Origin of the sequence: Planococcus rifietoensis (assembly GCF_001465795.2) — a bacterium.
In the GTDB taxonomy this organism is placed as follows: Bacteria; Bacillota; Bacilli; order Bacillales_A; family Planococcaceae; genus Planococcus; species Planococcus rifietoensis.
In genome coordinates this window covers 1,460,357-1,473,577 of record NZ_CP013659.2, presented here as the reverse complement: position 1 = coordinate 1,473,577, position 13,221 = coordinate 1,460,357, and the positions used below count along the sequence as shown (strand labels likewise).

The 13,221-nt window shown below is 51.3% G+C and carries 13 protein-coding genes; 7 read left to right on the top strand and 6 right to left on the bottom strand.

Annotation, left to right across the window (positions count from 1 at the left end):
* Positions 1–122 precede the first annotated feature (122 nt).
* Positions 123–1,217 (top strand): acyltransferase family protein, encoded by a 1,095-nt coding sequence (locus AUC31_RS07250; RefSeq protein ID WP_058380688.1) that lies wholly within the window; start codon positions 123–125, stop codon positions 1,215–1,217.
* Positions 1,218–1,253: 36 nt separating this feature from the next.
* Here AUC31_RS07250 and AUC31_RS07245 read toward each other — a convergent pair whose 3' ends face one another.
* From AUC31_RS07245 to AUC31_RS07230, 4 genes are all read right to left on the bottom strand, one after another.
* Entirely contained in the window at positions 1,254–1,673 is a 420-nt protein-coding gene (locus AUC31_RS07245) for a hypothetical protein (protein ID WP_058380689.1), read from the bottom strand.
* A 96-nt stretch (positions 1,674–1,769) separates the two neighbouring features.
* Positions 1,770–2,342: a peroxiredoxin family protein gene (locus tag AUC31_RS07240; RefSeq protein ID WP_058380690.1), complete on the bottom strand. Its 573-nt coding sequence runs from the start codon at positions 2,340–2,342 to the stop codon at positions 1,770–1,772.
* Positions 2,339–2,959, bottom strand: a complete 621-nt coding sequence (locus tag AUC31_RS07235; protein WP_058380691.1) for a hypothetical protein — start codon at positions 2,957–2,959, stop codon at positions 2,339–2,341. The genes AUC31_RS07240 and AUC31_RS07235 overlap by 4 nt, the downstream gene beginning before the upstream one ends.
* Before the next feature lie 221 nt (positions 2,960–3,180).
* Entirely contained in the window at positions 3,181–4,035 is an 855-nt protein-coding gene (locus tag AUC31_RS07230; protein WP_058380692.1) for an NAD(P)H-hydrate dehydratase, read from the bottom strand.
* 386 nt (positions 4,036–4,421) lie between these two features.
* On the opposite strand from AUC31_RS07230, the gene AUC31_RS07225 reads away from it, so the two are divergent.
* The 3 genes from AUC31_RS07225 to AUC31_RS07215 all read left to right on the top strand — a co-directional run bounded on the left by AUC31_RS07225 (position 4,422) and on the right by AUC31_RS07215 (position 7,433).
* The gene (locus AUC31_RS07225; RefSeq protein WP_237150754.1) at positions 4,422–5,561 is read left to right on the top strand and encodes a M14 family zinc carboxypeptidase; all 1,140 of its coding nucleotides are present in this window, start codon (positions 4,422–4,424) and stop codon (positions 5,559–5,561) included.
* A gap of 99 nt (positions 5,562–5,660) precedes the next feature.
* Positions 5,661–6,596 (top strand): MBL fold metallo-hydrolase, encoded by a 936-nt coding sequence (locus tag AUC31_RS07220; RefSeq protein WP_058380693.1) that lies wholly within the window; start codon positions 5,661–5,663, stop codon positions 6,594–6,596.
* A gap of 114 nt (positions 6,597–6,710) precedes the next feature.
* Positions 6,711–7,433 carry a 3-ketoacyl-ACP reductase gene (locus AUC31_RS07215; protein WP_058380694.1) on the top strand — a complete coding sequence of 241 codons (723 nt, stop codon included), beginning with the start codon at positions 6,711–6,713 and terminating at the stop codon, positions 7,431–7,433.
* Positions 7,434–7,479: 46 nt separating this feature from the next.
* Here the strand turns inward: AUC31_RS07215 and ptsP are convergent, their stop codons facing one another.
* The gene (gene ptsP / locus AUC31_RS07210) at positions 7,480–9,192 is read right to left on the bottom strand and encodes a phosphoenolpyruvate--protein phosphotransferase (RefSeq protein WP_058380695.1); all 1,713 of its coding nucleotides are present in this window, start codon (positions 9,190–9,192) and stop codon (positions 7,480–7,482) included.
* Entirely contained in the window at positions 9,189–9,458 is a 270-nt protein-coding gene (locus AUC31_RS07205; RefSeq protein ID WP_058380696.1) for a phosphocarrier protein HPr, read from the bottom strand. Before AUC31_RS07205 ends, ptsP begins: the two co-directional genes overlap by 4 nt.
* A gap of 146 nt (positions 9,459–9,604) precedes the next feature.
* Here AUC31_RS07205 and AUC31_RS07200 point away from each other — a divergent pair, with 146 nt between their 5' ends.
* From AUC31_RS07200 to AUC31_RS07190, 3 genes are read left to right on the top strand one after another with little or no spacing between them, the layout of a single operon-like run.
* Positions 9,605–10,357, top strand: a complete 753-nt coding sequence (locus AUC31_RS07200; RefSeq protein ID WP_058380697.1) for a DeoR/GlpR family DNA-binding transcription regulator — start codon at positions 9,605–9,607, stop codon at positions 10,355–10,357.
* Positions 10,354–11,286: a 1-phosphofructokinase gene (pfkB, locus tag AUC31_RS07195; RefSeq protein ID WP_058380698.1), complete on the top strand. Its 933-nt coding sequence runs from the start codon at positions 10,354–10,356 to the stop codon at positions 11,284–11,286. Before AUC31_RS07200 ends, pfkB begins: the two co-directional genes overlap by 4 nt.
* A complete protein-coding gene (locus AUC31_RS07190) occupies positions 11,283–13,211 on the top strand; it encodes a PTS fructose transporter subunit IIABC (RefSeq protein WP_058380699.1) in 1,929 nt (642 codons plus the stop codon). Before pfkB ends, AUC31_RS07190 begins: the two co-directional genes overlap by 4 nt.
* The last annotated feature ends 10 nt before the right edge of the window (positions 13,212–13,221 follow it).

Below are 13,221 nucleotides of genomic sequence, written 5' to 3'. Positions count from 1 at the left end.
ATACTTGTGATTTTAAAAGAACGTGGTATATTATCTCTATAAAATTTAAAAATAAGTGAGACTCATGGATTATTATAGGTCTTTTGGCGATAGTCTGAATTTGCGATAGAGGAGTGGGGCGCGTGAGAAGAAAGCTGGTGCTGATTCAATTGTCCAGGGCATTGGTGCCGTTATTGGTCATGCTTCACCATTTATCGACGACCATGATGGATTACTACGGATTCAATATATGGAACCTGGCCTATTTGCCATTGACCGGCGGCGTCTATTATTTCTTTTCCTTGTCGGGGTTCATGGCGTACTATATTTACCGTCAAAAATTCGGCAAGAAAGGGCAATTAACGGATTTTTTGATTAACCGGTTTATCCGTATCTATCCACTGTATTGGGTCGTGACTTTGGTGTTCTTGATCTTGGCATTCCTGTTGCCCTGGTTCGCGACAGGGGCGGAGCGGGACATGGCGGTCATTTTAACGTCGATCTTTCTGGTTCCAAATCCTGAATGGCAAGATCCGTTCTTGATTGTGGCATGGTCGTTGGAATACACCATTTATTTTTATTTGATGTTTTCTGTGCTGTTTTTAAGTCCGCGCTGGATCGGCAAGGCGCTCTTCACCGCCTGGGGCATCCTTTCGCTTTTGGGCGTCCTTGGCATTGTCTATATTGATCATTTTTTATTCGATTTTCTGTTTGCTTCCTATAACTTGATGTTTATCGCGGGTGTGTTTTGTGCGTGGTTGATTCTTCATGCCAACATACCGGTCCTCATCGGCTATCTATTCATGGCATGTGGATTGATCGGTTTTCCTGTGACGTGGGTGAATGCGTTGAACCCCTTCATGGAAGTCAGTTTTGAAATGAGCGCAAGCATCTCGATCATGTTGTTGTTGATTGGACTTGGCGTGGTCGATTTGAAAAAGGATGTCAACATCCCCAACGCGTTCCATCAACTCGGCAATGCTGCATTTGCGATTTATCTCGTCCACAATGTCGTGCTCGATGTATTCTCCGAGTGGATGGACCAAGCCGGTTTGCATGACGTATTGGGTAACGTCGGCATGAGCATCGTGCTCGTCGCTTTAATGATGTTTTTCGGGGTTCTGGCACACTTCAAACTCGAGCTGCCGCTGCACCGGCTCTTTAAAGGCTGGCTGCAGAAAAATAAAATGCCTGCAGTTACGGCGAGTGAAACAGACGCTGCGACGAAAAATACTTAAAAATCCCCTAAGCGCTAAGGCTTAGGGGATTTTGTCTTATTCAGGTTTATTCAACAAATTTTGCAAAGCTTTTTTTTCACGGTTGATTTCGTCGACGGTGCGGACGCCCAATTTGCGGAAAACGACGATTGCCGGTGTCCAGCCTTGCAGCGCGTGCTGAATGATGGCTGCACTTGACGCTCCGGCTAGAAGCGCCCATTTTCTATTGCCCTTTACTGCCAACAGAGTGGAAAGGGCTGCAACGGACGCCATATTTACTTTCATCAGGCGTTCCGTGTCCCATTCGTAATCCAACTCGTTTATGCGCGCCTGGATTTCACCTTCGCCTTGGCGCTTGTAATAATTGACCGAAGCTTCGGTTTCCCGTTCGATTTGCTGATTGATGTGGTCAGGTGTGTGGTCGTTCACTTTAGATTGTGTCGATGGCAATTGTTCTTTTGCTAAATCAAGTTCCATGAATAAATCCTCCATTTCATTGCAAGTCCTGCTTCTAGTATTCCGCAAATGGCTTTACTTTAAACCCTTAAGTTCATGCCAGCCTTGCAGAAAAATTCAGTCGATGCTGTCTGTCTGGTCTTTCATGATTTGTTCATCCATGGGTCCGACGATTTTTTGGGCGATTTCGCCTTTCGTATTGAGGATGTAAGTAGTCGGCACGGTACGGATTTGATAATCTTGGGCGGTGCTGCCGGTTTCGTCCATCGGAATCGAGAACGTCAGGCTGAATTGATCGATAAACGAGCGAATCGCTTCATCGCCGTTATCCTGAGCGGTCAGGTTGACTGCGAGAATAACGACATCTCCATCTGCGTTGTTTTCATGGAATTCCTGCATATGCGGCATTTCAGCCCGGCATGGGGGACACCAGGTCGCCCAGAAGTTCAAAATGACTTTTTTGCCGCGGTAATCGGATAGTTTGACCGTTTCGCCATTTTGATCAGTCAATGTGAAATCAGGTGCTACCTGCCCTTGCGAGAGGCCTTCGGCAAGTGACTCGTCTTGTGCGCTTGCGGAAGTGGTGGATTCGCTCGTATCGATTGGCTGAGCATCTTGTTCAAAGAAATTGATGGCTATGATGGCAATCGCTGCAACCAGCAATATGCCGACGATGGCTTTTTTTATCATATGCTCGGTCCTTTCTGTTCAAAACGTATGTACAGGGCGATCGTGAATGCGGCCACAACAATGAGCGTCGCATTTTGCCAAGTCAGCAGCGGGCCGAATACACTTAAGATGAGCAGCTCTACTGTGAAAAATGCGGCAAGCAATAAGCCATTCGGAACGTCTGGCCGTTTCCCCAGCATACGGATGGCTACGATAGCTGCTGCGAAAAGAGCGGTTTGAAGGGCTGCTTGCACAAATTCGGCTTCAAAATAATGCAAAATGGACTGGTACGCCAGAAAAAACAATAGCCAGGCAGTAGCAGCCTGTTCCGCCACAGCAGCGTGGTTTCTTTGTGCCAGGGCCAAATAGCCGATAAGCAATGCTATGGCAAGCAAATGGCCGTACAACCCGCCGTTGAAATAAAGAATCGATAAAGGCATGTCAAGAAAATGCTGTAAATTGAAAACGATGTAGCTGAGCTTCCACGTCAGAATGTAAAGCGCCAAAGCGTTCCAGTACCATTCGCCAGGTTTATGCCCAATCGCGGCGCGCATCAGCAAGCTGACTGCAGCGGCGGCCAACAGTACAGAAATCCATACCGCAGGCACCGTCAAGTGAAGTATCGGAACATAGCTCACTGGTTTTGTCCCGCACGGTGTCTATTCATTATAAAGATACCTCCGTCCGTATTGAAAATCTTATGCCTGGCGCTTTCCATTATAGCGGAAAACAGCTGCTTTTTATCGCTTTGGACTGTCAAAATAGTGAGCAGTTTCCATCCGATATATGCATGAAAGCCGGGCTGCGAACTAATTCGCAGCCCGGCTTTTGCGCATGTGGCGAAATTTCGAACAATGATTTATTCGTATTGTTTCCATACTTCCGGCAACAGCTCCGCGATATCGCGTGCCAACATTGTATGGGGGGAGCGGGTTTTGACGAATTCGTCTGCACACGCTCCGTGCAAGTAAACGGCATTCAAAACGGCGTGGCGCCAGTTTTCATGGCAGCACAGCATGCCGAGCATCATCCCGGTCAGCATATCGCCCGTGCCGCCTTTTGCAAGCGCGGCATTTCCTGTCGGGTTGTCGAACCGTTCGCCATCTGGGAAAGCGATTGTTGTGCGGGGCCCTTTCAAGACGATCGTCAAATTGTGTTCCTTGGCGAATGCCGCTGCACATGAACCGGGAGACTCGCTAATCTGCTCCATTGAATAACCGGAGATCCGGCTGAATTCACCGGCGTGCGGCGTCAAGATGAGCGGAGCGCTTCTTTTGTCATAGCTTCGTTCACTCAATGCGCCGGCGTCGAGTATGAGAGGGGCAGGTGAATTCAGCAAACTGTCAATAGCCGCTTCGGTCACTGCATCCGGCAAGGTGCCAGGCCCACAGGCGATGGCTTTATAGGAAGTAAGTGAATGGGTGCCATTGGCGATATGGATCAGCGCATCCGGCACATACGTCGCTTCGGCCGCCGCGTGAGCGATGCTCTGGATGGTTTCGCGGTACGTCCCAATTGCCAATTTTCCAACGCCGCTTGTGAGCGCGCCGAGCCCGGCAATCAAGGCAGCCCCGGGCATATCCGGGCCCCCAGCTACTAATAACGCCGTTCCGAATACCCCTTTATGGCTGTCTTGTGCGCGTTTTGGCAATGTGCTGCGCACCATTTCCTGTGACCAGATGATGCTGTCTTGCGGGATTTGCGGATCATTCATATGATAACCTCCAGTTTCTTCCTTAATGGTATAACTGTAGCCGATCTAAGGCAATAGGCAAACCCAAAAGCGCTAAATAGACAAGTTGACAGAGGGAGGGTTTTAGTCCTGATAAATGACTGCAGCCGTTAACTGGACGCTGAGGGTATTTCGTCCCACGAAACAATGGAAATCAGCGAGTTCAAAATTTGCTCTCCGGCAATGGTAACGGGCGAAGCGCGATTGACGCTGTGGATTATATATCCAAAGAACTGAAATTTCTGACAACTATAGGCAAGCTTAACAAGCTTTGCTATACTCAGCCTATTCAATGAAAAGGAGTGGGGATAGTGAAAAAACACATATTCAAGACAATGACGATGGCGGGGCTTTGTGCGATGCTTGCGATGCCGGTACAAGCAGCAGAGCCTGCACAGCCGACTGAACACCATCATGACAATGCCATTTCCGGATTTATCGATTACGGGGAGCTGCAAAAAGAACTTCAGCGCATCGAAGCAAATAGCAAAGGCTCTGTTTCCGTGGATGTCGCCGGCCAATCCTTCGAAGGCCGCGATATTTATACGGCGACTGTCGGCACGGGCGATAAAGTGCTGCTAATCCAAAGTGAGATTCACGGAAACGAAAAAACAGGCACTGTGGCCATTTTGAATATGTTGAAATCGCTATCCGGCAACTCGAAAGCGGCGAAAGCCTTGCGCGACGAAGTGACGATCGTCTTCATGCCGATGATGAATCCGGATGCCTCAGAAGGCGATAAGCGCCGCAATAGCATGACATGGAGCGATGTCGTGGCGGATTATCCCGAACTCGCCGCTGCAACGCCATCATGGAATTATTTGGACCGCGGCGTCAGCCAAAGCTATGATTACGGCGCCAATCCAGGCTTTGATGTGAACCGCGACTTTAATCCGGACCTGGACTATGTGCCACAAGCGGAAGATTTCCCTGGCGCATCGAACGAACCGGGCTGGTTTATTACGAAAGAAGCCCAAGTGTCACGCGACGTCTATAAATCGCTGCAAGCGGAATATGGCACCGTCGACGTCTTTATCGACCTGCATCACCAAGGGATGTATTATGTCGATGGCACGCCAGATCCAGTTACATTGTCGTTGTCCGCCCAATTCGTTCCGGACCCATCCAGTGCTGAAGGGGCGAAATACAGCGAGTATGCAGACCAGTACGATTATGATTTTTCACGCCAGCTGAATGTGGCGGCGTATGAGGAGCTGCAGTCCTACGGCAATTCGAAATTCACCAATATCTCGCTTTATTCACAAGGGCTCGATTTGCCGGGCACAGCGCTTGGCAGCTATGCATTGAACGGCAGCGGCACCGTGTTGTTTGAAGTACGCGGCCAAACCCAGTCGCTTGGGCAGAAAGAAAAAGGCCAATTGGTCAAATCGGTGGAGCGCGGATTGACAGCGATTGTCGAAGGGGTAGCCGACGACAGCGTCTATTCATTGGACCCGGAAGACTATGAAGACATTCCACTGACTTCCTATAGCCCATCCAGCAATTGATGAGAAACGCCGCCGAATTCTGGCGGCGTTTTTATGTGCCGAGTTGTAGCGCAAGCTCGGGCTTTGGTAGACTGAAGACAAATAGAAAGGGGTGCCAGTATGGCCATCAGCAAGTTGAACGACCGCATTCAGTTGATCGACGGTTTCGATCTCGGCCTCGAACACCGAACAGGCAGCTACGTCATCATGGAACAGCAGCTAACCATTATTGAAACAGGACCGAGCCCCTCGGTAGAGCATGTGAAACAAGGATTGAACGAACTCGGCATCTCACTCGATGAGGTCCGTTACATCATCGTCACCCACATCCACCTTGACCACGCCGGGGGAGCGGGCTTACTCTTGCAGGACTGCCCGAACGCGACGCTCATCGTCCACCCGAAAGGCGCCAGGCACCTGGCAGACCCGAGCCGTCTCATCGCCGGGGCTAGAGCGGTATACGGAGATCAATTTGATGATTTGTTCAATCCAATCGTCCCGGTGCCCGAACAGCGCATCGATATCAAAACGGAAGGCGACCGGCTGCAGATCGGCCCGGACTGTACGCTTGAGTTCTGGGATACGCCGGGCCATGCCAAACATCATTTCGGCATCTTAGACCCAGTATCGAATGGGTTTTTTGCAGGGGATACAGCCGGCATCCGCTATGCACAGCTGATCGAAGACGGCATCGACTTTTACTTGCCGTCCACTTCACCGAACCAATTCGACCCTGAGGCGATGAAGGCATCCATCGAACGGATGCAACGGCAGCAACTCGATGTGCTTTATTTTGGGCATTTCGGCGCTGCGCATAACCCTGATGCAGCGCTAGAGCAGGTGCTGGAATGGCTAGAGCTGTTTGTTGAAGAAGGAGCGGCGGCCTATCAGAACAAAGAATCCGCAGATCAATTGGCAAAACGTCTGCTGGCACCCGTTATGGCGCAATTGGCGGAAAAAGGCGCCAAACAGCCGCACCGCGTGATGCCTTATATCGAGATGGACTTACAGGTCAGTGCGCAGGGCCTGCTGGATTATTTCCGCAAACAAAACTGAGGCTGCTGGCCTAAAAAAATTTTATCCTCAGTCAATCGGCCGGTTTACCGCCGCCCGTTTAGGGGCAAAGACTAGGGCAGAGAAAATTCATTTACCTGAAGGGCGGAAAATAAAGTGGGACAAGTGTTAACGGAAAAGACAGCAATCATTACAGGAGCAGGGCGCGGCATCGGCCGGGCAACCGCCCTGGCACTGGCCAATGAAGGCGTGGCCGTCGGGCTGATCGCCAGAACCCGAAAAGAAATCGAACAATTGGCGAAAGAGATCCGTTCATTACGGGGCCGCGCAGCATTTGCGGTTGCGGATGTGTCGGATTCAAAGCAAGTCGAAGCGGCCGTCGAGAAATTGACCGACGAACTCGGCACGATTGATATCCTTATCAACAACGCAGGAATCGGAAAATACGGCAAGTTTATGGAACTTGATACCGAGGATTGGCAAAATATGCTCAATATCAATTTGATGGGCATGGTCCATATGACCAAAGCGGTGCTGCCGCAGATGATCGACAAGCAGGGAGGCGATATCGTCAACATCTCCTCTTCTTCGGGACTCAAAGGCACGAAAGGCTCGAGCGCCTATAGCGCATCGAAATTCGCGGTGCTTGGCATGAGCGAGGCCTTGATGCAGGAAGTGCGCCCCGACAATATCCGTGTCTTCGCTTTGGCACCTAGCCGCGTGGTCACAGGCATGACTGATTCCGGCAATGAAACGGAACAGGAAAAAGAGAAGTTCATGCAGCCGGAAGACATCGCGGAATACATCGTTTCGCAATTGAAATTGAACCCGCGCATCTTTATCCCTTTATCGAAACAATGGGCGACCAACCCATTTTGATCACACGAAAAACCCCTGAATGCCGCGAAGGCGTTCAGGGGTTTTTTTAGCTGATTCCTTTGACGTACGCTTCCACTTCTTGAGATGACGAGAGCGCAAGTATGCGGTCGGTATGCGAAGCCATTTCTTGTTTTGACAAACGGCTGATCTGTGCACGCGCCTTCAGGACAGAAGAAGCGCTCATGGAGAATTCGTCCAAGCCGAGCCCGAGAAGGATCGGGATGGCGATGTCATCGCCGGCCATCTCGCCGCACATGCCTGCCCATTTGCCTTCTTTATGCGCGGCATCGATAACCATTTTGACTAAGCGCAAAATCGCGGGGTTGAACGGCTGGTACAGATACGACACGCGTTCGTTCATGCGGTCTGCAGCCATCGTATACTGGATCAAGTCGTTCGTGCCGATGGAGAAGAAATCCACTTCTTTGGCGAAGACATCCGCCATGACGGCGGTAGAAGGAATCTCCACCATGATGCCGACTTCGATCGAGTCGCTGACTGCGATGCCGGCCTCCAGTAATTTGGCCTTTTCTTCTGCAAGCATTGCTTTTCCTTGGCGGAATTCTTCTATCGTTGCGATCATCGGGAACATGATCTTCAAATTGCCATGCACGCTTGCGCGCAATAGGGCACGCAGTTGCGTTCTGAAGAGTTCTGGCATCTCCAGGCACAAACGGATCGCGCGAAGCCCGAGGAATGGGTTCAGTTCTTTCGGCAAGTCCAGATACGTGAGTTCTTTATCGCCGCCGATGTCGAGTGTCCGGACGACGGTCGGCTTGCCGTTCATGCCCTTTAAGACTTTTGAATAGGCGTCAAACTGCTCGTCTTCTGTCGGAAAGGCGTCTCTGCCCATATAAAGAAACTCGGTGCGGTAAAGGCCGATGCCTTCTGCGCCATGTTCGAGCACGCCGGCAAGGTCTTTCGGGGTGCCGATATTGGCGGCAAGTTCCACATGCTGTCCGTCGGCACTTAGCGTCGGCTCATCTTTGAGCTTGGCCCATTCGGCTTTTTGGGCGTCATATGCTGACTTTTCCTGCTCGAACTGCTGGATAGTCGCTGAATCGGGGTCGATGATGATTTTGCCTTCCAAGCCATCAATGATCACCGTTTGGCCATTGCGTATCGTGGCCATGGCGTTTTGTGCGCCGACTACTGCCGGGATTTCCAAGGTGCGCGCAAGGATGGCGGAATGCGAAGTGCGCCCGCCGATATCGGTGATGAAGCCTTTGACAAACTGGGCATTCAATTGGACGGTATCGGACGGTGTCAAATCTTCGGCGATGACAATGACTTCCTCATCGATCATGCTCGGGTCTTGGATCTTCACGCCAAGCAGATGGGACAGCAAGCGTTTGCGGACGTCTTTAATATCCGCTGCGCGTTCTTTCATATACTCATTGTCCATCGCTTCAAACATCGTGATGAACATATCACTTGTTTCCTGCAACGCAAATTCCGCATTGACACTATCCGCTGAAATGCGCTCTTTGATCGGCCCAATCAGTTCAGGGTCGCTCAAGACCAGCAAATGGGCGCCGAAAATCGCGGCTTCCTTGTCGCTGATCTGCTGGGCGGTTTTTTGCTGGATGACTTCAAGTTCGGCGGCCGATTGAGCAACGGCTGCATCAAAGCGCGCGATTTCTTCAGCGGGATTGCCCACTTGTTGCTGTTCGACGGTCAATTCCGGATTTTCCAGGCGGAATGCTTTGGCGATGGCGATCCCGGTGGAGGCTGCGATCCCGGAGAGAGGGCTTGTCATTGGTTGGAAATCCCTTCCGCTTTCAGCACTTCGTCGATTTTAGCCATCGCTTCTTCTTCGTCCGCTCCGTCCGCAGCAATCGTAACGGTTGACCCGGAAGCAATGCCGAGCGACATGACGCCGAGAATCGATTTCAAGTTGACTTGCTTGCCGTTGAAGCCGAGCGTGATGTCCGATTGGAATTTCGAGATCGATCCGACCAGTGCGGATGCCGGGCGCGCGTGGATGCCTGCTTCGTCTGTAATTGTATATTGTTTTTCTACCATGATGAGTTCCTCCTATAATATGCGTGTATTTGAGCGGGATTCATTCTTTTTTGAATGAATTTGACTGCTTATGAATGATTATGATTGATTTTGTAAACGATTTCAAGTATTATCTATTTAATCAGAAAAGAAAAGAAGGTGACTGAATGCTGACCACGGAGCGGCATCAACTGATTTTAAACCTTTTGAAAGAAAAGCAAAGCATCAAAATTCAGGAGCTGGTCGAACTGACCGCGGCTTCAGAATCCACCATCCGCCGTGATTTGACGGAACTTGAGGAATTGCAGAAGCTGGAACGCGTTTTTGGCGGTGCCAGCCGGATCGCCCCAAATGTGCCGGAACCGAGTTTGTCGGATAAAGCGGCAAAGAACCTGAAGGAAAAACAGCTGGTTGCGCGCTATGCGGCCTCGCTCGTCAAAACAGGCGATTCGCTGTTCCTGGATGCAGGCACGACGACGGCGCAAATGATCCCCTTTTTAATAGACAAAGATGTAACCGTTGTCACCAATGGACTGAGCCACCTGGAAGCCTTGATCGAGCACGGGATCACTTCCTATTTGACAGGTGGATTCATCAAGTCGCGCACGGGTGCTTTAGTTGGTCCTCAGGCGACCCAGTCGCTGGAGAATTACCGGTTCGATAAAAGCTTTCTCGGCGTCAATGGAATTCACCCCAGTCACGGCTTCACAACACCGGACCCTGAAGAAGCGGCCGTCAAGCGAAGGGCCGGGGAATTATCCAGAAGCTGTTACGTGCTTGCGGACCAATCCAAATACGGCAAAGTCAGTTTTGCGCACATCTTCGACTTAAGCCGGTCCGCACTCATCATCGACGGCTTGCCGGATGAGGCATTGGAAGAAATCGAACGACAAACAACTATTAAGGTGGTGACACAATGATCTACACATGCACATTCGCTCCATCCATTGATTACACAGCGTATTTAACGCATTTTGAAAGCGGTGCCTTGAACCGTTCGGATGAAGTGTATTATTACCCCGGCGGCAAAGGCATCAATGTCTCGCGCGTACTCAGCCGTTTGGGCCTGAAAAGCCGGGCGCTCGGATACGCTGGTGGTTTTACAGGACGCTTTATTGAAGAGTTCCTGGACGCAGAAGGCATCGAGACCGATTTTATCGACACCGGCGCGATCACGCGAATCAATGTCAAAATCAAGACCGACCAAGAAACCGAATTGAATGGGCCCGGCCCGGTGCTCGAGGGATCGCAGCTGGAACAACTGAAAGAAAAAATTGCCGTTATGGCACAAGGCGATTGGTTCGTCTTGGCGGGAAGTTTGCCGTCATCGGTGCCGACCCAATTCTTCAAGGATCTCGCCGATCGTTGCCAGGAGCGTGGCATTCATTTCGTGCTCGATACGTCCGGCCCCGCGCTGCAGGAATTGTTAGACACGAAGCCTTTCCTCATTAAACCGAACGAGCATGAACTCGGAGAGATGTTCGGAGTCGAAATCACCACCCAAGCACAAGCTTTCCATTATGCCAGCCGGCTGGTGGAAAGAGGCGTCCAGCATGTCGTCGTCTCCATGGGCGGGGCGGGAGCCATCTATGCTTCCCGTGAACATCGCTATACAGCCCAAGTGCCAAAAGGCAAAGTCGTCAACACCGTCGGTTCGGGAGATTCCTTGGTATCTGGATTCATCGCTTCCTATATTCAGCATCAAGACCCGGAGAGAGCGTTCCAATACGGCGTCGCCAGCGGAAGCGCCACTGCTTTTCGGACCGATTTATGCGAACAGGCAGATGTGGAACAATTGCTCCCAGAAGTGACCGTAACCCCATTCGAAGAAAAGGATGTGACAAAATGAGAATTACACAATTATTGACGGAAAACACCATCATTCTGGATCTGAAAGCCGGCTCCAAACGGGAAGTACTGGACGAACTGGCTGGGCAACTGGACCGGGCCGGGAAATTGAACGACAAAAAGCAATTCACGAAAGATATCCTGGCGCGCGAAGAACAAAGCACGACAGGGATCGGCGACACCATTGCCATCCCCCATGCAAAGTCCGAAGCGGTCAAAACACCTGCCATTGCGTTCGGCCGTTCTTTTGACGGCATTGACTTCGAATCGCTGGACGGACAGCCTGCACAGCTGTTTTTCATGATCGCGGCAACAGCCGGGGCAAATGATGATCACCTGGAAGCTTTATCGCGCCTCGCAACGTTTTTGATGGATGAGAAATTCCGCGTCAATATTTTAGAAGCCGAGTCGAAACAGCAAGTGCTCGACATCGTCTCTGCGAAAGAAGCGGAAGTGGATGGGCCGGAACAAGCAGATGACAGTGCACCGGTTGCCGGCACAGCAGAACCCGCTGCAGGCGGCAAGATCCTGGCTGTTACGGCTTGCCCGACAGGCATCGCTCACACCTATATGGCGGCTGAGAAGCTCAACGGGCGTGCGAAAGAGCGCGGCATCAACTTGAAAGTGGAAACAAACGGCTCGAGCGGCGTGAAAAACCGCTTGACCGATGCAGAAATCGCCGAAGCGGATGCCATCATCGTGGCAGCCGATACGAAAGTCGAAATGGCGAGATTCGATGGCAAGCACGTCATCCAGACACAAGTCGGAAAGGCGATCTACGAAGCGGACCAGCTTTTGGACCGCGCACTGGCTCAAGATGCGCCTGTTTATAAGCATGACCGCACCAAAGACGCGGATGCCGGCCCAGAGACAAAATCAGGATTCTATAAGCATTTGATGAACGGCGTTTCGAACATGCTGCCATTCGTTGTCGGCGGCGGGATTTTGATCGCGCTGTCGTTCTTCTTCGGCATCAATGCGGCAAATCCAGATAGCCCGGAATACAATGAATTTGCTGCGATGCTGTCAACTATCGGCGGCGGCACGGCGTTCTTCTTAATGGTTCCTGTCCTTGCCGGATTCATCGCGATGAGCATTGCTGACCGTCCAGGTTTTGCTCCAGGGATGATCGGTGGCTTGCTTGCAATCACGGTCACAGGCGTTGAAGAAGCTAGCGGCGGTTCCGGTTTCCTCGGCGGTTTGATCGCTGGTTTCCTTGCCGGTTACGTAACGCTGCTCGTGAAGAAAGTGTTCTCAGGCATTCCGCAAAGCCTGGAAGGATTGAAACCGGTGTTGTTCTATCCGGTATTCAGCATTTTGATCACTGGGGTCATCATGATGCTGATCAATCCGCCTTTGACTCAAGTGTATACTGGAATCTCCGCTTTCCTTGAAAGCCTTGGCGGCACCAATCTGGTTCTCGTCGGACTTCTCCTAGGCGGCATGATGGCAGTCGATATGGGCGGCCCGGTCAACAAAGCCGCTTACACATTCGGCATAGCCATGCTCGATGCACAGAACTTCAATTTCATGGCGACGGTTATGGCAGCGGGCATGGTCCCGCCGCTTGGACTGGCCATTGCAACAACGATGTTCAAGAAGAAATTCACCAAGCCGGAACGTGAAGCCGGCAAGACGGCATATGTTCTCGGCGCGAGCTTCATCACTGAAGGCGTCATCCCGTTTGCTGCAGCCGATCCAGCTCGCGTCATCCCGTCAGCGGTTGCGGGTGCGGCAACGACCGGCGCACTCGTCATGCTGTTTGATATCGGACTTCGTGCACCACATGGCGGCGTCTTCGTCATCGGCCTGGTGGACGGGGGAGCGGCAAGTATCTTGATGTACTTGATCGCTATCCTTGCTGGTTCGTTTGTAACAGCGATCCTCGTCGGCTTGCTGAAGAAAAATATCACCACAGCTGCATAATTGAAAAACC